At 60.3% G+C, this 19847-nt stretch carries 20 protein-coding genes; 7 read left to right on the top strand and 13 right to left on the bottom strand.

The window, feature by feature from the left end; translation table 11 throughout:
- Positions 1–54 precede the first annotated feature (54 nt).
- A complete protein-coding gene (locus L0Y14_RS15115; RefSeq protein WP_005962767.1) occupies positions 55–786 on the top strand; it encodes a gamma-glutamyl-gamma-aminobutyrate hydrolase family protein in 732 nt (243 codons plus the stop codon).
- 2 nt (positions 787–788) lie between these two features.
- Here L0Y14_RS15115 and L0Y14_RS15110 read toward each other — a convergent pair whose 3' ends face one another.
- The 12 genes from L0Y14_RS15110 to L0Y14_RS15055 form a co-directional block, all read right to left on the bottom strand.
- Positions 789–1541 (bottom strand): YdcF family protein, encoded by a 753-nt coding sequence (locus tag L0Y14_RS15110; RefSeq protein WP_005962771.1) that lies wholly within the window; start codon positions 1539–1541, stop codon positions 789–791.
- Between the two features lie 91 nt (positions 1542–1632).
- Positions 1633–2610, bottom strand: a complete 978-nt coding sequence (lipA, locus tag L0Y14_RS15105) for a lipoyl synthase (protein WP_006474900.1) — start codon at positions 2608–2610, stop codon at positions 1633–1635.
- Positions 2603–3259 (bottom strand): lipoyl(octanoyl) transferase LipB, encoded by a 657-nt coding sequence (gene lipB / locus L0Y14_RS15100; RefSeq protein ID WP_005962776.1) that lies wholly within the window; start codon positions 3257–3259, stop codon positions 2603–2605. Before lipB ends, lipA begins: the two co-directional genes overlap by 8 nt.
- A gap of 9 nt (positions 3260–3268) precedes the next feature.
- Positions 3269–3538, bottom strand: coding sequence for a YbeD family protein (locus L0Y14_RS15095; RefSeq protein ID WP_005962779.1), 270 nt, complete (start codon positions 3536–3538; stop codon positions 3269–3271).
- A 3-nt stretch (positions 3539–3541) separates the two neighbouring features.
- Positions 3542–4690 (bottom strand): D-alanyl-D-alanine carboxypeptidase family protein, encoded by a 1149-nt coding sequence (locus L0Y14_RS15090; protein ID WP_240992067.1) that lies wholly within the window; start codon positions 4688–4690, stop codon positions 3542–3544.
- 96 nt (positions 4691–4786) lie between these two features.
- Complete coding sequence (locus L0Y14_RS15085) at positions 4787–5596, bottom strand: septal ring lytic transglycosylase RlpA family protein (RefSeq protein ID WP_006474902.1); 810 nt, start codon at positions 5594–5596, stop codon at positions 4787–4789.
- 80 nt (positions 5597–5676) lie between these two features.
- Positions 5677–6684, bottom strand: a complete 1008-nt coding sequence (gene mltB / locus L0Y14_RS15080; protein ID WP_005962790.1) for a lytic murein transglycosylase B — start codon at positions 6682–6684, stop codon at positions 5677–5679.
- Positions 6685–6687: 3 nt separating this feature from the next.
- Complete coding sequence (rodA, locus tag L0Y14_RS15075; protein WP_005962793.1) at positions 6688–7815, bottom strand: rod shape-determining protein RodA; 1128 nt, start codon at positions 7813–7815, stop codon at positions 6688–6690.
- The gene (mrdA, locus tag L0Y14_RS15070; RefSeq protein ID WP_006474903.1) at positions 7812–9650 is read right to left on the bottom strand and encodes a penicillin-binding protein 2; all 1839 of its coding nucleotides are present in this window, start codon (positions 9648–9650) and stop codon (positions 7812–7814) included. Before mrdA ends, rodA begins: the two co-directional genes overlap by 4 nt.
- A gap of 173 nt (positions 9651–9823) precedes the next feature.
- Complete coding sequence (mreD, locus tag L0Y14_RS15065; RefSeq protein ID WP_005962801.1) at positions 9824–10312, bottom strand: rod shape-determining protein MreD; 489 nt, start codon at positions 10310–10312, stop codon at positions 9824–9826.
- A complete protein-coding gene (mreC, locus tag L0Y14_RS15060) occupies positions 10309–11202 on the bottom strand; it encodes a rod shape-determining protein MreC (protein ID WP_005962804.1) in 894 nt (297 codons plus the stop codon). Before mreC ends, mreD begins: the two co-directional genes overlap by 4 nt.
- A gap of 35 nt (positions 11203–11237) precedes the next feature.
- Entirely contained in the window at positions 11238–12287 is a 1050-nt protein-coding gene (locus L0Y14_RS15055) for a rod shape-determining protein (RefSeq protein WP_005962807.1), read from the bottom strand.
- Between the two features lie 265 nt (positions 12288–12552).
- On the opposite strand from L0Y14_RS15055, the gene L0Y14_RS15050 reads away from it, so the two are divergent.
- The gene (locus L0Y14_RS15050) at positions 12553–12738 is read left to right on the top strand and encodes a hypothetical protein (RefSeq protein ID WP_039960156.1); all 186 of its coding nucleotides are present in this window, start codon (positions 12553–12555) and stop codon (positions 12736–12738) included.
- An 89-nt stretch (positions 12739–12827) separates the two neighbouring features.
- Here L0Y14_RS15050 and L0Y14_RS15045 read toward each other — a convergent pair whose 3' ends face one another.
- Positions 12828–13652 (bottom strand): DUF6502 family protein, encoded by an 825-nt coding sequence (locus tag L0Y14_RS15045; protein WP_005962810.1) that lies wholly within the window; start codon positions 13650–13652, stop codon positions 12828–12830.
- Positions 13653–13695: 43 nt separating this feature from the next.
- Here L0Y14_RS15045 and L0Y14_RS15040 point away from each other — a divergent pair, with 43 nt between their 5' ends.
- The 5 genes from L0Y14_RS15040 to L0Y14_RS15020 all read left to right on the top strand — a co-directional run bounded on the left by L0Y14_RS15040 (position 13696) and on the right by L0Y14_RS15020 (position 19577).
- The gene (locus L0Y14_RS15040; protein ID WP_138921848.1) at positions 13696–14031 is read left to right on the top strand and encodes a hypothetical protein; all 336 of its coding nucleotides are present in this window, start codon (positions 13696–13698) and stop codon (positions 14029–14031) included.
- Positions 14012–14299: an Asp-tRNA(Asn)/Glu-tRNA(Gln) amidotransferase subunit GatC gene (gatC, locus tag L0Y14_RS15035; protein WP_005962813.1), complete on the top strand. Its 288-nt coding sequence runs from the start codon at positions 14012–14014 to the stop codon at positions 14297–14299. Before L0Y14_RS15040 ends, gatC begins: the two co-directional genes overlap by 20 nt.
- A gap of 41 nt (positions 14300–14340) precedes the next feature.
- The gene (gatA, locus tag L0Y14_RS15030; RefSeq protein WP_005962816.1) at positions 14341–15792 is read left to right on the top strand and encodes an Asp-tRNA(Asn)/Glu-tRNA(Gln) amidotransferase subunit GatA; all 1452 of its coding nucleotides are present in this window, start codon (positions 14341–14343) and stop codon (positions 15790–15792) included.
- 25 nt (positions 15793–15817) lie between these two features.
- Positions 15818–17251: an Asp-tRNA(Asn)/Glu-tRNA(Gln) amidotransferase subunit GatB gene (gene gatB / locus L0Y14_RS15025; protein WP_251859225.1), complete on the top strand. Its 1434-nt coding sequence runs from the start codon at positions 15818–15820 to the stop codon at positions 17249–17251.
- A gap of 118 nt (positions 17252–17369) precedes the next feature.
- A complete protein-coding gene (locus L0Y14_RS15020; RefSeq protein ID WP_006475126.1) occupies positions 17370–19577 on the top strand; it encodes a zinc-dependent metalloprotease in 2208 nt (735 codons plus the stop codon).
- The last annotated feature ends 270 nt before the right edge of the window (positions 19578–19847 follow it).

Here is a 19847-nt window from a genome sequence, read left to right as displayed (position 1 = left end):
TATCTGCCATATTTAGGGCTGAACTTTCCCGTTTGATGAGAGACGTCGCCCGCCATGAGCAAGCCCAAACCACCCCTGATTGGTATCACTGCGGCCAATGATCCGCGCATGCCGGAACACTACCTGTTGCGCTGGGACTATGTGCGTGGAGTGGTTGCGGCAGGTGGTATTCCGGTGATTTTGGCGCCCACCTCTGGATTGGAGATCAAGGCGGTGCTGGCTCGGATCGATGCCCTGGTGCTTTCCGGTGGCGGGGATATTGACCCGGCCTCCTACGGCGGTAATGCACGGATCAAGCCACTGCTGGCGAATCCGGAGCGGGATCAATTCGAGCTGGAGTTGGTGAAGCGGGCGCTTGATCTGGAGATGCCGCTGTTAGGTATCTGTCGCGGTATGCAGGTGATCAACGTCGCCTGCGGCGGTGATTTGATCCAGGATATCGAAGCCGAACGGCAGAGCCCGATCCTGCATGATGACCCGCTGCGTCCGCGGGACCGGATTGCCCATGAGGTGTCGATCTTGCCGGGCACCAGCCTGTTCGGCATGGTGCGACGTGAACGCATCGCGGTGAACAGTTTTCACCATCAGGCGGTGGATCAGCTTGGTGCTGAGCTGCGCATCAGCGCCTTGGCGGATGATGATCTGGTGGAGGCGATTGAGCACCCGCAGTTGCAGTTTGTGATGGGGGTGCAGTGGCATCCGGAGTCGCTGTGTAGCCTTGGTGCGCCGTTCTCAACCCTGTTCGATGAGGTGACCCGGCAGGCCTCCCGGATGATGCATGCCTGAGCCTACTTGAAGTAGTACCAGAGTAGTCCGACATATTCGTGCATGGCGTAGGCGACATTCTTCACCGCCAGGCCATTGGGTAGTCCCTCGAGCCAGACATGGCGGGTGTTGGTTTTGTGGATGAAGCTGGTAGGGGCCGCAATCACCTCCACGCCATTGCGTTCAAAGGCGTAGATGGCGCGCCGCATGTGCAGTGCGTTGGTCACCAGCAGCACCTGCTTGATACCGAGCTTTTTCAGTAATTGTGCACTCAGGCGGGCGTTATCCCAGGTGGTGTTGCTGGCGGCTTCGATCTGGCTGACGCTGACCCCAAACTCATCCTGCAGGATGCGTGCTGCGATCTTCGCTTCGGGCTCGCCGAAATAGATCGGGGCGCCGCCGCTGGGGATCACAGGCAGGCCGGTCTGGCGCGCCAGTTTGGCCGCATAGCGCAGTCGCTCCAGTTCGCGGGCGCTGACCGTGTCGCCGCCATACTCGGGAGCATCCAGATTGCGTCCGCCGCCCAGTACGATGATCGCCTCGGGGTGACTCTCTGCCAGGCGTTCTTCGCTGAGCGCGGGGTGGATCTCCAGCCCCTGCGCGAGCAGATCGGCAGTGATCGGCAGACTGGTGACCCACAGCAGTAGCAGAGCGAAGACAAATACCCGTCGGCCGTAGCCAAAGCGCCAGTAGAGTAGCCCAAGAAAACCGAGCAGAATCGGCCCACCGGGGGGGAGCAGCAGGTACTCGATGGCGCGGTGGGTGATGACGTCCATGGGCTGTGTCGCCTCAGGCTGATGAATAGTGACATGAATTGATTACAGATTTTAGCCCTTCAGCAATCTGCGATGAAGGACGCTGCCGTTGTCAGCGCTGCACAAACAGTGAATCGGCCTGCAGATCTGCGTGGTAGGAAGAGCGCACCAGCGGGCCACTGGCAACGTTGCTGAAGCCCATCGCCTCGCCGCTTTGGCGTAGTGTATCGAACTCTCTGGGGGTGACATAGCGTTGCACCGGCAGGTGGTCACGGCTCGGTTGCAGGTATTGCCCAAGGGTCAGCATGTCGCAGCCGTGAGCGTGCAAATCTTGCATCACCTGTTCGACCTCCGTCAACTCCTCGCCGAGACCGAGCATCAGACCCGATTTGCTGGGCACCTGTGGACAGGCCTGTTTGAACGCCTGCAGTAGTTGCAGAGACCAGGCGTAGTCGGCACCGGGGCGTGCCTGCTGGTAGAGTCGCGGCACTGTTTCCAGATTGTGGTTGAAGACATCCGGCGGCTGCTGGCTGAGCTGCTGTAAGGCGACCTCCAGACGGCCGCGAAAGTCGGGCACCAGGATCTCGACGCGGGTGTTGGGCGTCAGTCGGCGGATCTCGCGGATGCAGTTGGCGAAGTGGCCGGCGCCGCCGTCGCGTAGGTCGTCCCGGTCGACCGAGGTAATCACCACATAGTTGAGCCCCATCTGTGCGATTGCCTCCGCCAGCTGGCTGGGTTCGTCTGGATCGAGGGGGCGTGGCTTGCCATGGGCGACATCGCAGAAGGGACAGCGGCGGGTGCAAATATCCCCCATGATCATGAAGGTGGCGGTGCCCTTGTGGAAACATTCGCCCAGATTGGGGCAGGCGGCCTCTTCGCAGACCGAACTGAGCTTGTGTTCACGCAGCAGCTTGCGCACCCGATTGACCTGGCTGCCCAGCGGCGCCTTGGCGCGAATCCATTTGGGTTTGCGTAGCAGGCTGTCGCGCTGTTCCACCTTTACCGGGATGCGGGCGAGCTTGCTCTCACCGCGTTGATGGCTATCGGGGGTTGAGCGGGAAGGTGGCTGGTGGGTTTTGGTTTCACTCATCGGGGCTGGATTGGGATGTGTCGCTGTCAAAACGCAGAGTGTACTCCAGTCGATCGGCCAGTTGTTGCGCCAATTCCACGGCTAGGATGGGGATGGGCGTGTGGCATCCTAGTTCTGACAACTGGGTCACCGCCAGCCCCGGATAGCCGCAAGGATTGATGCGGCTGAAGGGCTCGGTTTCCATCGCCACATTGAGGCTGAGGCCGTGGTAGCTGCAGCCACGTCGCACGCGCAGACCCAGGGCGGCGATCTTGCGTCCCTCTACATAGACTCCGGGGGCGTCGGCACGGGCTTCTGAGGTGATGCCCCGCTTGGCGAGCAGCTCGATCACCGACTGCTCCAGTAGGGTTACCAAGGCGCGCACGCCAAGTTTGGCGCGGCGCAGGTCGAGCATCAGATAGGCAATCAGCTGGCCAGGGCCGTGATAGGTGACCTGGCCGCCGCGATCGCTCTGTACGATGGGGATCTCCCCTGGGTTTAATAGGTGCTCCGGCTTGCCTGCCTGGCCCAAGGTGAAGACTGGGGGATGTTGGAGCAGCCAGAGTTGGTCGGTGCTCTGGGGATCGCGCTGTTCGGTGTAGTCGCACATCGCCTGCCAGACGTCCAGGTAGGGCTGGACGCCCAGTTCACGCACAAGCAGGGTGTTCATGTCAGCTGCTCAGAGTGCCATGTAGACCTTCTCGTGGGCGCTGAGGTCGAGATAGATGGCATCAAGCTGCGCCTTGCTGTTGGCCTTGATGGTGACGGTGACCGAGACCCACTTGCCGCCCTTGCTGGTGCGGCTGACCACCGCGCCTTCGTGCAGGTCGGGCACGTGGCGGCGGATGAGTTCAACGATTATCAGATCGAAGCCGGGTTCGGCCTTGCCCATCGCCTTGATCGGAAAGCTGCAGGGAAATTCCAGTAGGCTCTCTTGCTCGTTACTCATCTTCTACTCCAGCCACATCAGGGCGGCGTCTTTGGCCTTCTGCCAGAGATTGCCTTCCGCGACGCTCTCCAGTGCGATCAGCGGTACCTCGGCGATCGTCTCGCCGGCTAGTTCGATGCGTACCTGACCCACTTCCTGCCCCTGCTGCACGGGTGCGGTAATGGTGGGGATCACGTCGAGCTGCGCATTGAGTTTTTTGTACTGTTTGTGGGGAATGCTGACATGCAGGTCGTGGGCCAGCCCTAGCGCAATCTGTGGTTTGTTGCCCTTCCAGATGCGCGCCCGGTTAAGGGTTTCGCCGGCACTGTAGAGGCGGTGGCTCTCGAAGAAGCGGAAACCGTAGTTGAGCAGCGCCTGACTGGCAGAGGCGCGTGCCTTCTCGCTCTTGGTGCCCATTACCACCGAGATTAAGCGCATCTGCTCGCGCTGGGCGGATGCCACCAGGCAGTAGCCGGCGGCCTCGGTGTGGCCGGTCTTCATGCCGTCGACAGTGTTGTCGCGCCACAGCAGCTTGTTGCGGTTGTGTTGTTTGATCTTGTTGAAGACGAAGGACTTCTCGCTGTACCACTTGTAGTAGTCGGGGAACTCGCGGATGGTGGCCATCGCGACCTTGGCGATGTCCTCTGGGGTGGTGTAGTGGTCTTTGTCGGGCAGGCCGGTGCTGTTGATGAAGTGGCTGGCGTGCATGCCGAGCCGGCGCGCATGGTTGTTCATGACTTCGGCGAAGGTCTCTTCGCTGCCGGCGATGTGTTCTGCCAGGGCGACACAGGCATCGTTGCCCGACTGGATGATCATGCCCTTGATCAGATCCTCCACTTTGACCCGTTTGCCGACCTCGATGAACATCCGGGAGCCGGGTGTGCGCCACGCCTTTTCACTCACCAGCACCTCGTCTGTGAGGTTGATGTTGCCCTCCTTGAGTTCGCGGAACACAGCGTAGGCGGTCATGATCTTGGTCAGGCTGGCCGGCTCTAGTCGTTGTGAGGCGTTGGATTCAGCAAGTATCTTGCCGGAGTAAAAGTCGAGCAGCAGATAGCCGCTGGCGGCGACCTTGGGCGGGGATGGAATGGGCACAGCAGCCTGTAATGTCAGGCTGAGTGTAACTAACGCAAGAATGAGCAGGGGGCGGAATAGGGTCATATTAGGTTTCATTGAGTTTCTGGGGGCGCGGCGAGCGCCTATTTTAAGAGCTTGTTGAGTGTAGGGAAACATCTCTGATTGAGAGAGAGGGAGGAATGTTTCCCGCGATCAGCGGATCACCACATGGCTGTCGTGGATGCCGAGTTCATCCAGGTGTTGGGCGAGACGGTCAGCACCCTCAACGTTGGGAATTGGCCCAATCTGCACTCGGTAGACTGGTTGCTGCTCGGAGCTGGAGTGACGGATCTGCACTGGTGTGTCGAGCTGGCTGAGTATCCTCTGCTGCAGGCGCCGGGCATTTTGCTGGTTGCCAAAGGCGCCCACCTGTAGGAACAGACTGGGGTCGCCCTTGGGCTTGCTGCGAGCTGGTCGCTTCGGCGGCTTGGTGGGCGCGCCTGGGGTGATCGCTTCGATCTCCACCAGTCCGGTGCCTCGGCCAACGATGCCAAGTTTGTAGGCTGCAGTATAGGAGAGATCGATCAGGCGATTGGCATGGAACGGGCCGCGGTCGTTGATTTTTACTACCACGCTACGGCCGTTGCGCAGGTTGGTGACCCGGGCATAGGTTGGCAGCGGCAGGCTCTTGTGTGCCGCGCTCATGCCGTACATGTTGTAGATCTCGCCACTGGAGGTGCGCCGGCCGTGGAATTTGCTGCCGTACCAGGAGGCGATGCCGCGCTCGCGATAGCCACGACTTTGCTTCAGGGTTTGGTAGCGCTTGCCAAGTACCACGTAGGAGGGGGCGTTGCCGTAGCGGCTGCGCGGCTCTTTTTTCGGTACCGCGTCAGGTATCGCGTTGATGTCGCTGGGTGCTGGGATCGAGCTTGAGATGCCGTCGATGTCCTGTTCGATGATCGACGGGCCGATACTACAGCAGGTGAGGGCGAGTAGCAGGACCGGCCAAAACAGTGGCCGCAATCTGCCACTGAAAAATCGTTTTCTCGACCGGGTCGCTCGTCTCTTCACTGCAATTGCGCCAATTTACCGATGGGTCAGGATCAATCGAGAGGCGCTCTCTCCCGGGCCTCTTTGGCTCTCTTGATGGCGCGGCTCAATTGATAGGTGGCCATCGCATAGAGGTTGCTGTGATTGTAGCGGGTTATCACGTAGAAATTGTGCAGCCCGACCCAATACTCGTCTTCTTCCCCGGCATCGAGCCGGATCAGGCTGCCCAGAGCATCGCCTGTCAGTTGAGGTGCCTGCTCGGCTTTCAGGCCTGAAGCGAGCAATTCTGTTACTGGGGTAACCGGTTTCATGCCGCGTTCCACATATTTCTCATGGACCTTGCTGCCGCCCCGTACCCGCAGGGCTATCGGTTCGCCGGCCCGCCAGCCATGGCGCTTGAAATAGTTGGCGACACTGGCAATGACGTCGGCCTTGTTGTTCCACAGGTCACGGTGGCCATCCTTGTCATGGTCGACTGCGTAGGTGCGATAGCTGCTGGAGATGAACTGCGGCATGCCCATGGCGCCGGCATAGGAGCCTTTGGATGCGGCCGGAGAGATCTGTTCCTCACGGCTCAGCAGCAGAAACTGCTCCAGTTCACTGCGAAAAAATTTGCTCCGCTTGGGGTAGCCGAAGGCGAGAGTGGTGAGGGCGTCGAGCACCCGATAGCGGCCGGTGTGGCGACCATAGCGGGTCTCCACGCCGATAATGGCGACAATGATCTCCGGCGGCACACCGTACTCACGGCTGACCTGCTCCAGCAGCGCCTGGTTTTGTCGCCAGAAGCTGATGCCGCCGCGGATGCGGTCTTCGGTAAGAAATATGGGGCGATATTCGTGCCACGCCTTCGACTCTGCCGGGCGGCTGATGGCGCGGATGATGTCATCCCGGAACTTGGCCTGGCTTAGCAGGCGGGTGATCTGGCTGCTCTCAAAACCGTGTTTTTTTGCCATCTCCTCGGCAAAGGCGTTGATCTCGGGGGAGGATGTCAGGGCCTGGCTGCTGCTGGCGGCGAGGCTAAGCAGCAGTGAAGCTGCGAGCTGTCTGATTGTGTACTTCATAGGTTAGGTAGGTAGTAGCTTCCGATGCGTGTGTATCGACATGAGCATACCGAAGCCGGCCAGGATGGTCACCAGTGAAGTGCCGCCATAGCTGATCAGGGGAAGTGGCACCCCAACCACCGGCAGCAGGCCAGTGACCATGCCGGTGTTGACGAACAGATAGACGAAGAAGACCAGCGTAAGGGTGCCGGCGAGCAGTCGGCTGTAGGTATTCTGCGCCTGGGTGGCGATGTAGAGGCCGCGCAGGATGATGAAGAAGTAGAGCAGTAGCAGTGCGGCGACCCCCACCAGTCCCAGCTCTTCGGAGATCACGGCGAAGATGAAATCGGTGTGACGTTCGGGGAGAAACTCCAGGTGGGACTGGGTGCCGTTGAGCCAGCCCTTGCCGGCGATACCTCCGGAACCGATGGCGATCTTCGCCTGGATGGTATGGTAGCCTGCCCCCAGGGGATCGTTTTCCGGGTTGAGAAAGGTCATCACCCGCTGACGCTGATAAGGGCGCATGAGGAACCAGATGAGCGGCCCCATGGCGGCCATCAGGGCGCTGAAGCCAGCCACCAGCCGCCAGCTGATGCCGGCCAGAAACAGCACAAAGACTCCGGCGCTGGCGACCAGCAGGGCGGTGCCAAGATCGGGCTGTTTAGCGATCAGCAGCACTGGTAGCAAGGTCATGATGATGGCCACTAACAGGCGGCGCTTCTTCGGTGGCAGACGCTTCTCCGCCAGGTACCAGGCGAGCATCATCGGCAGCGCCAGCTTCATCATCTCCGAGGGTTGGAAGCGGAATAGCCCCAGGTCAAGCCAGCGCTGCGCGCCCTTGCCGGTCTCGCCGAAGGCGAGCACTGCGGTCAGCATTAGCAGACCCGTCAGGTAGAGCCAAGGTGACCAGCGCCGCAGGTGGTCGGGATGGATCTGTGCCAGCAGAATCAGCGCGACGAAGGCGATGCCAAAGCGGATCGCCTGACGTTGGATCAGCGCCATGTCCTGATCCCCGGCACTGTAGAGCACCAGCAGGCTGACGCCGCACAGCAGCAGCAGGGCGCTCAGCAGCGGCAGATCGAGATGCAGCCAGGCGAGCAGACCGCTGGGGCGGGCGGGCTGGGATTCATGCAGGCTGGAGAGGCCGCTCACAGGGATTCTCCCAGCAGATATTGATCCATCACCTTGCGTGCGATAGGCGCCGCCACTGAGCCGCCGTGACCGCCGTTCTCTACGATGACTGCCACCGCGATCTTCGGCATCTCTGCCGGGGCGAAGGCGATGAACAGGGCGTGGTCGCGCTTGCGCTTCGCCACCGTCTTTTCGTCATACTCTTCGTCCTGACCCACGCTGAAGACCTGGGCGGTGCCGGTCTTGCCGGCGATGCGATATTTTTTGTTGCGGATGCGCCGGGCGGTGCCGCGCGGCCCTTGCACTACGTCGGTCATCGCCTGGGTGATCTGCTGCCAGTGCAGTGGGTTGTTCTGTGTTATTTGAGAGACGATAGGGATCAGCTCTTCTTGGCTGCCATCACCATGGCGGATGCTGGAAACGACCCGTGGTCGGATGCGTTTGCCGCCGTTGGCCAGCGTCGCGGTGGCGACCGCCAGCTGCAGCGGGGTGGCGAGGAAGTAGCCCTGACCGATGCCGATGATCAGGGTCTCACCGGGATACCAAGGGGCGCGGCGGGTACGGCGCTTCCAGGCTCGGCTGGGCAGCAGGCCGGTGCTTTCGCCGGTCAGGTCGATACCGCTTTTGCTGCCGAAGCCGAAGTTGGAGAGGAAGCCGTGCAGCCGGTCGATGCCCAGTGTGCGGGCCAGTTCATAGTAGTAGACATCACAAGACTGCACGATCGCCTTATGCATGTCGGTCACACCGTGGCCGGTCTTTTTCCAGTCACGATATTTGTGTTCCTTGCCGGGGAGTTGATAGTAGCCCGGGCAGTAGTTCTTCTGCCTGAAATGGACCACGCCGCTCTCCAGCCCGGCTAGGCCGATGAAGGGTTTTACCGTGGAGCCGGGCGGATACTGGCCGCGGATGGCGCGGTTGAAGAGTGGTTTGTCGGGGGATTTCTGTAGCGCTCGGTAGGCTTTGCTGCTGATGCCTTCAACGAACAGGTTGGGGTCATAGCCCGGTTTGCTGACCAGCGCCAGCACCCCGCCGGTCTCGATCTCGATTGCGGCTACAGCGCCGTTGAACTCGCCGAGTGCCTTGAGCGCGGTCTGTTGCAACTGGATATCGATAGATAGCTGTAGATCCTGGCCGGGGATTGGCGGCTGCTCCTGCAGTACCCGTAGGGTACGCCCCTTGGCGTTGACCTCCACCTGCTGCAGGCCGACCTTGCCGTGCAGCAGTGACTCGTAGGTCTTCTCCACGCCGTTCTTGCCGATATGGCTGGTGCCGCTGTAGTTGGAGGTGTCGATCAGCTGTAGCTCCTGCTGATTGATGCGTCCGACATAACCCAGCAGGTGGGCGGTGTGCTCTCCCAGGGGGTAGTCGCGTAGCAGCTTTGCCTTGACGTCGACGCCTGGGAAGATGTGCTGGTTGACTGCAAATCGGGCCACCTCCTCATCGTTCAGGCGTACTCGGATCGGGATACTGTCGAAGCGACGTCGTTGCCGGCGCAGCTTCTTAAAGCGGCGGCGGTCCTCCTCGCTGATCGGCAGGATCAGCGCCAGTTGTTCGATGGTCTGCTCAAGCGATTCCACCTTTTCAGGGGTGATTTCCAGGCTGTAGGCAGGCAGATTCTGCGCCAGGATGACGCCATTGCGGTCGTAGATCAGGCCGCGTGTCGGCGGCAGCGGCTGCAGCTTGACGCGGTTATCCTTCGACAGGGTGGTGTAGTGTTCGTGGCTGACCACTTGCAGATAGACCATGCGTACCCCGAGAAGCAGCAGCATCAGGGTGACGATGATTGCCGCGGCGATACTGCGGTTGATGAAGAGCTGGCTCTCGTAGAGATGATCTTTGATCGAGTACTGAGGCATCGCCGTTCCTCAAGGAGTCTCTGAGCGAATCATTGACGGCTGCCTGGTGGTCCAAATCTCCCGCCGCTGCGTTGAAAATCCTGGTAATAGACTAGCTATTACCTGCGGTTTCCGCCTTACATCGGAACATTTGATCTCACAATTCAGCTCGCCCAGGTTCATTCAGCGGCCCCTTAGCTGACGTGAAAACGTCGGCGGACGTCCCGTAAGATGATGTAGATCCAGGGCCACAATAGCATGCCCACCAGGGGCGCGGCCCAATACCAGAGTGTCGGGGCGGGGTATCCGGCGGCGGCGGTGGCCCAGAGCGCCAGTAGCTTCTCCACCAGCAGCAGAATCATGATGGTGAACATCTGTTGGCGCAGTGGCAGTACCCGCACCCGTTGATAGATATTGAGGGTAAGAAAACTGACCACCGCCAGCGCCAAGGCGTGTTGACCGAGCAGCGATCCGCTCAGCACATCGAGCAGCAGACCGGCGAGCCAGCCGGTGCCGACGTTGACCCGCTCCGGCAGAGCCATACACCAGTAGATCAGGATCAAAGTAACCCACTGGGGGCGGAAGTTGCTGGCCCAGTCAGGCATAGGCATTACCGCCAGCACAAAGCCGAATGCCAGGGTCAGGTGGGCGATGTAGAGGCGTCCCTGGACGTTCGCGTTCATTGGGTTACCTCATCTGCTGACGGCTGTTCCTGCAGCGTCTTTGGTGTCAGTGTCCATACCAGCAGTACCTCGCGGATGCGGTCTAGGTCAGCAGTAGGGCGGGCGGTAACTGAGGCGAAAGGCTTGCCAGGCTCGCGCACCACGCTGGTGACCTCCGCCACCGGGTAGCCCGGCGGGAAGCGTCCAGCAAGCCCGGAGGTGACTAGCAGGTCGCCGGGCTTGATGTCGGCGTTGTTTGGCAGATGTGGCAGTTGCAGTTGGTTGATCAGGCCGGTGCCCATGGCGATAGTGCGCAGGCCGTTACGGTTGACCTGTACTGGTAATGCGTGGCTGGCATCGGTGATCAGCAGCACTGTCGAGGTGTAGGGGGTGACCAGTGTGATCTGGCCGGCGACGGCGTTGGCGTCGAGCACCGGTTGGCCCTTGAAGGCGCCGGATGTGGAGCCCTTGTCGATCACCACCAGTTGGCGGAACGGATCCTGCTCCACCGCCAGCAGTTCGGAGATCAACACCCGGTCACCGACTTTGAAGGATGAGTCGAGCAGGCCGCGCAGACGCATGTTTTCCGCCTCAAGGGCCTCAAACTTCTGCAGCCGGGCGCGCAGCTCCAGGTTCTGCTTGGCGAGCCGCTGGCGATCCTGGTTGAGCTGATCGCGATCGGCCAGGCTCTCCGCTCCCTGGCGGGCCAGCTGAGTTGGGAGGGAGGCGATATATTGGATTGGGTAGATCAGGACCGAGAGGGCTGAGCGCAGTTCGTCGAGGTGCTTCTCGCGATGGTCTAGCACCATCAATACGATCGACAGCAGCACGGCCGAGAACAGCCGCGTGTTGAGGGAGGGGCCCTGTGTGAAGATCGGTTTAATGGTTGGCGAACCTCTCGGATGCGGCAAAAGAGCGAGCGGCCGCTGGCGGCCGCATCAGGCTGCTATTCCACGGAGAAGATGTCTCCGCCGCGTTCGTCGATCAACTCCAGCGCACGGCCGCCACCGCGGGCGACGCAGGTCAGGGGGTCTTCGGCGACGATCACCGGCAGGCCGGTCTCCTCCTGGATCAGTCGATCCAGATCCTTTAGCAGCGCGCCACCGCCGGTGAGTACGATGCCGCGCTCGGCGACATCTGCGCCCAGCTCCGGCGGAGTCTGTTCAAGGGCGGTCCTGACTGCGCCGACGATGCCGGAGAGCGGCTCCTGTAGCGCCTCGAGGATCTCGTTGCTGTTGAGGGTGAAGCTGCGCGGGATGCCCTCAGCCAGGTTGCGACCCTTGACCTCGATCTCCTTCACCTCGTTGCCGGGGTAGGCGGAGCCGATCTCGTGTTTTATCCGTTCGGCGGTGGCATCACCGATCAGGGTGCCGTAGTTACGGCGGACATAGCTGATGATCGCTTCGTCGAAGCGGTCGCCGCCGACCCGTACCGAGTTGGAGTAGACGATACCGTTGAGCGAGATGATCGCCACCTCGGAGGTGCCGCCGCCGATATCCAGCACCATTGAGCCGCGCGCTTCGTCCACCGGCAGGCCGGCGCCAATGGCGGCCGACATCGGCTCTTCGATCAGGTAGACCTCGCGGGCGCCGGCGCCGGCAGCGGACTCCTTGATCGCACGCCGCTCCACTTGGGTAGAGCCACAGGGCACGCATACCAGCACCCGTGGGCTGGGCCGCAGGATGCGGGTCTCATGCACCTTGTGGATGAAGTACTGCAGCATTTTTTCGGTGACCGTGAAGTCGGCGATCACGCCCTCTTTCATGGGGCGGATGGCGGTGATGTTGGCCGGGGTGCGGCCGAGCATCTTTTTTGCCTCTTCACCTACCGCGACCACGGACTTTGCACCGCCTGGGCCGCGGTCCTGGCGGATTGCCACCACCGAAGGCTCATTCAGCACGATGCCCTGGCCACGGGCGTAGATCAGCGTGTTGGCGGTGCCAAGGTCGATGGAGAGATCGTTGGAGAAGAGGCCGCGGATGCGTCGGAACAGCATAAAATTTCTTCGTAATATCAGTGTATTGACATGGCCTTATGCGAATCGCTGGAGCTCTAGTCCAAGCTGGGGCTATTCCGGGCCACGATGAGGTTTCCGTAATCGGCCTTAATCTAGCAACCGTTGGAGGCTTGGGCAAGGCGGTGGTGTGGTGAAAGCGACTTTATATACCTTATTTGCTTTTTTATGTGAGTAGCTATACTTGATTAGAAAGCCGAGTAAAAAGCTCGGGTATTGGGTTCTTGTACTGATGCAGGAGGTGGTTATGACGATGTCTAAGCCTAGCCAGGTGAAGAAGCTTGATCACGACACCTGTATGCGGGAGATTCCCCGTTCTGAAATGGGTGTAGCTGAAGCGGATGACTACATCTTCTATTTTTGTGGTAGCGACTGCTACGCAGAGATGTCCCACGAGACGCCGCCCTCGGAGCAGCCGGAGGATATTACCTGATCGCTTGCCAGCTGTTGCTTTCGCTGATTCTGCGGCCGGCGGAGCGACAGTGATCTAGTGTGGATTGTTGGTGGCGGGTTGAGGGTGCTTCAGATGCCCTCTTCCGTGTTCTGTTCGAAATAAAAGATTCCGATGCCGGCCTGCATGTGCCGGTCGCCGTTGCTTTGCTGACCGGCGTGGCGGCCATTTTGCGCCAGATGCAGGTCGAACTCCTTGAGCAGTGCTTGGGCCTTTCTCGCGCTGAACTGGCGGAAGGCGGGCAGTGCCTCTTGGGGCAGGTTGTCGTAGGCGACCTTGCGTTGAAATAGGGGCGGAGAGCCCTCCTTGCGGAGCCTCTGGTCAATGGTGGAGACGAGTAGCTGTACATCATTGCCGAGGCTGCGCAGCTCGTCGATCTCGTCATCATTCGGCGCAAATGCGGTGGAGGCCAGGCGTACCTGACCCTCGGCGTTCTGTTCAACTGAGCCGATGCGCAGCAGTTCGTCAAGGATCGCGCGTGGAGGGATGTCGCCGCTGTGCTCGCGCACCAGGTCGCTGAAACTGCCGCTGCCAGACTCGAAATAGAGGGTTGCTGGGTTGCCGTTGCTGTCCTGAAATCGCGGGTTCCGGCGCCAGCCGGCGATTACCCGGGCGGCTCGGTTGTGGCGCTGGGAGATGAGTTCACTGCCGGGGTGTTGGAGCTTCTGTAGTCGGGCGACCTCTTTGCGGGTCAGCCCGGTAATCACCGAGATGCGCGAGATGGTCTGTTTTCGGCCGGGGATGGTGAACTCTTTTGCAGCCACGTCTATATAAATCCACTTTGCCAAGTCGGCGAACTCACCGTAAGACATGTTATTGCGCAGCAACAGGTGCACCACCGGTCTAAGCAGCTTGAGTACTGCTGTGCTGAGGGTGTTGCCGGTCGGGTCTCTCATCTGAAGTGAAGTGGCCTCTGCTGGTTTACATCGGGAAGCTCTTATGGTCCTGTGTGGCTTCCTGCTTTGTCGGGATTATCAATCGCCTCACTTTTCCGGCAAATGGGGTGCGGAAAGTTTTGTGACACAGGTTGCAGCTTGCCTTGCTTCCCTTCCTAAAGTGGCAAAACTGGTCTCATTCAGCGTTAAAGATGAGTCGCTCGGACGGCTGGGTCGTATCAATCCTGACGGAGTTTTTTTCTGGGATCTGCGCCGGTTCAGGGGGGTGGGTGGTGTTGGTGCAAAGTTTCAGCCCCATGTATGGATAAGGCCAATTGTGATAAGTTTTCCCGGTTTTCAATCTCAAGGGATCATTACGGATGTCTTTGGATCATTCTGATATCGAGAAGATCGCGCATCTTGCTCGGCTCTCTGTTGAACAGGAGCAGCTGGATGGCTTTGCGCAGGAATTGAGTAACATCCTCGATCTGGTGGCGCAGATGGATGCGCAGGATACTGAGGGGGTTACGCCGATGGCCCACCCGCTGCATATGTCGCAACGGCTGCGTGCTGATGAGGTGACTGAGAGCAATCGCCGCGAGGTCTTTCAATCGATCGCGCCGAAGGTCGATGGTGGGCTCTATCTGGTTCCCAAGGTGATCGAGTAATCGTCGGATAGCCGGCGTTAATCAAGAGAATTTCCTGCACAATGCATAACAAAAGTATCGTCGAACTGGGCGCGGCCCTACGTGCGGGCGAGTGCTCCAGCGTGGAGCTGGCCCGTCACTTTCTGCAGCGCATCGAAGCCCTTGATGGGGAGCTTAATAGCCTTATCAGCACCACCGCCGAGCAGGCGCTGGCTGCGGCAGAGGCGGCCGACAAGCAGATCGCCGCTGGCGAGGCGGGGTCGCTCACCGGCATTCCGATTATCCACAAGGATATCTTCTGTACCGAAGGGGTGAAGACCAGCTGTGGCTCGCGCATGCTCGACAGCTTCATCTCCCCTTACGACGCAACGGTGGTGAGCAAGCTGAAGGCGGCTGGCGTGGTCTCCCTAGGCAAGGCCAACATGGATGAGTTTGCCATGGGCTCCTCTAACGAGACCAGCTGGTATGGCCCAGTGCGCAACCCTTGGGACAAGTCGCGGGTGCCAGGTGGCTCCTCCGGCGGTTCTGCGGCGGCGGTGGCGGCGCGTCTGGCTGCTGCTGCCACCGGCACCGATACTGGCGGCTCGATTCGCCAGCCCGCCGCACTCTGCGGCATCACCGGCCTCAAGCCGACCTACGGGCGGGTCTCGCGCTACGGCATGATCGCCTTCGCCTCAAGTCTCGATCAGGGCGGACCCATGGCCCGCTCCGCCGAGGATGCGGCGCTGTTGCTGCAGGCGATGGCCGGCTTCGACCCAAAGGATTCCACTAGCGCTGAGGCGCCGGTGCCCGACTACTCAGCGAGCCTCAACGACTCCCTGGAGGGACTGAAAATCGGTCTGCCGAAGGAGTATTTCGGTGAAGGTCTCGACAGTGCCGTGGCCGAATCGGTCGAGGCGGCGATTGCCGAGTACAAAAAGCTCGGCGCCGAGCTGGTGGAGATCAGTCTGCCGAATACCGGTCTGGCGGTCCCCACCTACTACGTGGTGGCGCCGGCTGAGTGTTCCTCCAACCTCTCCCGCTTCGACGGCGTGCGTTATGGCTATCGTTGCGATGAGCCAAAGGATCTGGAGGATCTTTACAAGCGCTCCCGCGGCGAGGGCTTTGGTGCCGAGGTGAAGCGGCGCATCATGATCGGCGCCTATGTGCTCTCCGCCGGTTACTACGACGCCTTCTATCTGAAGGCACAGAAGATCCGTCATCTGATCTCTGATGACTTCAAGCGCGCCTTCGAACAGGTCGACGTGATCATGGGGCCGACCTCGCCGAGCACCGCCTTTGGTCTCGGTGAGAAGGCGGATGACCCGGTCACTATGTATCTCAACGACATCTACACCATCGCTGCCAATATGGCGGGTCTGCCTGGGATCTCGATCCCGGTGGCGCCGGTGGCGGGTCTGCCGGTGGGGCTGCAGATTATCGGCGACTACTTTGCCGAGGCGCGACTGCTGAATGTGGCTCATAAGTTCCAGCAGGCGACCGACTGGCACACGCAGGTGCCGTCAGGTTTCTGATTCCCTTAACCTAAGAGAAAAGACCATGCAGTGGGAAACTGTCATCGGGCTGGAGGTCCATACCCAGCTCGCCACTCGATCGAAGATCTTCTCCGGGGCTTCCACCGCTTACGGCGCGGAACCCAATACCCAGGCATGCAATGTGGACCTGGGCTTCCCCGGCGTGCTGCCGGTGCTCAACCAGCAAGCGGTGAGTATGGCGCTGAAGTTCGGCCTGGCGGTAGGCGCGGAGATCGGTCGGCGTTCGGTGTTCGCGCGCAAGAACTACTTCTATCCCGATCTGCCGAAGGGCTATCAGATCAGCCAGTTTGAGCTGCCGATCGTCGGCAAGGGCTCGATCACCATCGAACTGGCCGATGGCGAGCAGAAGGTGATCGGCATCACTCGCGCCCATCTGGAGGAGGATGCCGGCAAGTCGCTGCACGAGGATTTCCACGGTATGAGCGGGATCGACCTGAACCGTGCCGGTACGCCGCTGCTGGAGATCGTCTCCGAACCCGACATGCGCTCGATCAAAGAGGCGGTGGCCTATGCGCGCAAGATCCATCAGCTGGTGGTCTATTTGGGGATCTGTGACGGCAATATGCAGGAGGGCTCGTTCCGCGTCGATGCCAATCTCTCGATCCGCCCCAAGGGTCGGGAGGCGTTTGGTACCCGCACCGAACTGAAGAACATCAACTCCTTCCGTTTTCTTGAACGGGCCCTCAAATTCGAGCTGGAGCGGCAGATCGATCTGGTCGAGAGCGGCGGCAAGGTGGTACAAGAGACCCGGCTCTACGATGCTGATCGGGACGAGACTCGCTCCATGCGCAGCAAGGAGGAGGCCAACGACTACCGCTACTTCCCCGATCCGGATCTGCTACCGGTGGAGGTGGAAGAAGAGTTGCTAGAGACGATCCGAGCAGAGCTGCCCGAGTTGCCCGATGCCAAGCGACAGCGCTTCGAGCAGGAGTATGGCCTGAGTGATCAGGATGCGGGCGGGTTGACCGCGAGCCGGCCGCTGGCGGACTACTTCGAGGCGGTGGCCGCCGCCGGCGCCGAGCCGAAGATGGCGGCCAACTGGGTCACCATGGAGCTGGCCGGGGCACTCAACAAGGCGGGGCTGGGGATCGAAGCGTCGCCGGTGTCGCCGCAGCAGCTCGGTGGGCTGCTGGCGCGTATCGCGGACAGCACCATCTCCGGCAAGATCGCCAAGCAGGTGTTTGAAGCGATCTGGGACGGTGAGGGAGATGCTGATGCGATCATCGAGGCTAAAGGCCTGAAGCAGATTACCGATACAGCTGCCATCGAGTCGATTATCGATGAGATCATCGGCAGCAATCCCAAGCAGGTGGAACAGTTCCGGGCAGGTAAGGAGAAGCTGCTCGGGTTTTTTGTCGGCCAGGTGATGAAGCTCACCCAGGGCAAGGCTAATCCGGGACAGGTCAACGAACTGCTGCGGAAAAAGCTCGCTCCCTGAAACGTCGGTTTGAGGCTTGCCAGCGATTCCGCGGGCCGCTTGCGTGGAGAGGAGCCACTGCCGGCTTTTGTATAGTTTATGGCTGGTCGGCAGGCTGGCTCACGTAGGAGGCAGTGGCATGGGTTTTGGGTCTCGGTTTGTGGTTTGGCTGTTGCTGCTGGGGTTGCCGCTGGGTGGCGTGTCGGCCGGCGGCATCTGGAGTGAGCGCCTGCCGGATGTTGCCGCGCGGAGCGCTGCGGTGCCCGCCTTCCAATATCGTTCCCTACAGGCCGATCGCCCTGCTCTGGAGTCCCTGTTGGCGACAGCGCCGCTGGAGTTCACTGCCAGCGAAGGAGCGCCCCTGCAGCTGCCCCTGCCTGACGGCTCGTTTGCCCGGTTTAGCGTTGAAGAGTCGCCGATAATGGCGCCGGAGCTGGCTCGGCGCTACCCCGAGATCCGCACCTATTCGGTTCGCGGTATCGATCAGCCAACTGCGACAGGTCGGCTCGATCTGACCCCGCAGGGCTTCCACGCCATGCTCGATACACCCGCCGGCGTGATCTTTATTGACCCCGATGATCAGGGTGGCTATCGCTCCTACTTCAAGCGTGACTATGTGTTGGCGGCGCGTGGCGAGCTGTCATCACGCCCCTACTGCGTGCTGCAGGAGGTGGAGCAGGACTGGGAGCAGCGTGTGGCGGAGGCCTCTGCCTTGGCGCAGCGGCTCATCACCCTCACCGGGCAGCGGCGGGTCTACCGGTTGGCGGTGGCAGCGACTGGTGAGTACACGCAGTTTCACGGTGGCACTAATGCCCAGGCCTTGGACGCCATCGTTACGGCTATCAATCGGGTTAATCAGATCTATGGGCGGGATCTGGCGATCCAGTTCGAGCTGGTGGCCAATAATGACAGCCTCATCTATATCGATGGTGCTACCGACCCCTATACGAATACTGATGTTGCGACCATGTTGTCGGAGAACCAGGCCAACCTCGACAGCGTCATCGGTAGTGCCAACTACGATATCGGCCATGTTTTCGGCACGGGGAGTGGTGGCATCGCACGTGTCGGTTCTTCCTGTGCAGGTGGTATTAAAGCGCAAGGCGCGACCGGTTCTTTAGTGCCAAATGGAGATACTTTCTGGATCGATTTTGTTGCTCATGAAATCGGGCATCAGTTCAATGCCGCCCACACTTTTAACGGTACAACCGGCAGCAACTGTTCAGGAGGGCGTAGCCCACTAAATGCGGTGGAACCAGGTAGCGGCACTAGTATCATGGCCTACGCCGGTATCTGCAGTGGGGAGAATATCCAGCAAAATAGTGATGCCACCTTTCATGCACGCAGTATCGAGCAGATCGCTGTATATGCGGATTCGCAAACGTGTGGCAGTCAGGTCTCCACTGGCAATACTGCGCCGGTGGCGGCGGCAGGCAGCAATTACACGGTGCCACGTCAGACCCCGTTTCGACTGACTGGCACGGCGACCGATGTGGATGGCGACAGCCTCTCCTATCAGTGGGATGAACTGGATGTGGGAGCTTCAACGGATGCATCCACGCTGGGCACGGATCTGGGCTCCAATCCGCTGTTCCGTTCGTTCCTGCCGAAGAGTGGCGGAATGCGGGACTTTCCGCGGGTGAGTGAATTGCTGGTCGGCTTGACGAACAATCACAGTGCCGACAAGGGCGAGACCCTGCCCAGCACAAACCGTACGCTGAACTTTCGTCTGACCGTGCGGGATGGCAATTCCGGGGTGGATGAGGATGACGTGTCGATTGTGGTTGATAGCAGCTCTGGACCCTTTGCCATCACCGGCGGGACCCTGGTCACGACGGCTACGAGCCAGGGGGGTGTTGATCGCACCCTGACCTGGACGACCAATACCACTAGCATCTGTAGTGCGCTGAGCGTTGAACTGCTGGCCCTGAGTGCTGACGGCTACAGTTATTGTGATGCCAGTGACGATGTCGATCTTGATCTGGGCAGTGGCTTTCTCAACAGTATTGGCAACGCCACGGTGACGCTGCCGCAACGTAATATCGCTCGCGCCCGGGTCCGGCTCTACTGCAACGACAACATCTTCTTCGATCTCTCCGATAGCGATATTTCAGTAGAGAGTAGCCTTGGTGCTGCCGTGGCGACCAACTGCAAAGCGATTGATGGCGGTAGCTTGGAGCACGGCACGGTGTTCAATGATGCCGGTACCAATCTGGGCAGTGGTGGTAGTAGTAGCGATAGTGATAGCGGTGGCGGTGGCTCACTGCTCTGGCTGCCCCTGCTGTTCTCTCTGATCGGCTTGTCGCGTACCTCGAGGCGGTGCCTGCCGCTGCGCTTCGGTTCCTAATAAATGGCTTGTTGCCTGGGGGAGTGCCGAGCTTTGCCTGTGCGCTCCCTGAGGCGGGCAGCGCCGTGAACTTGTCCGATGTTCTCTTCATTCTCTCTTCAGTTCCTGCGCTTGGTATTAATCGGCCAGGCACGGGCTCTCTTTCAGAATTCTTCTGGGCTCTAAAGCTCTCGGGCCTGTAACCGATACTAGCTGTGCGAGTCGGTTATTTGCTGATAGTCAAGAAGTGGTCACTCTTGGTCGCCCGGCTTTCAGCAAATCACTACTGAC

This window comes from Candidatus Endoriftia persephonae (assembly GCF_023733635.1).
In the GTDB taxonomy this organism is placed as follows: domain Bacteria; phylum Pseudomonadota; class Gammaproteobacteria; order Chromatiales; family Chromatiaceae; genus Endoriftia; species Endoriftia persephonae.
This window is presented reverse-complemented; position numbering and strand designations above follow the sequence as displayed.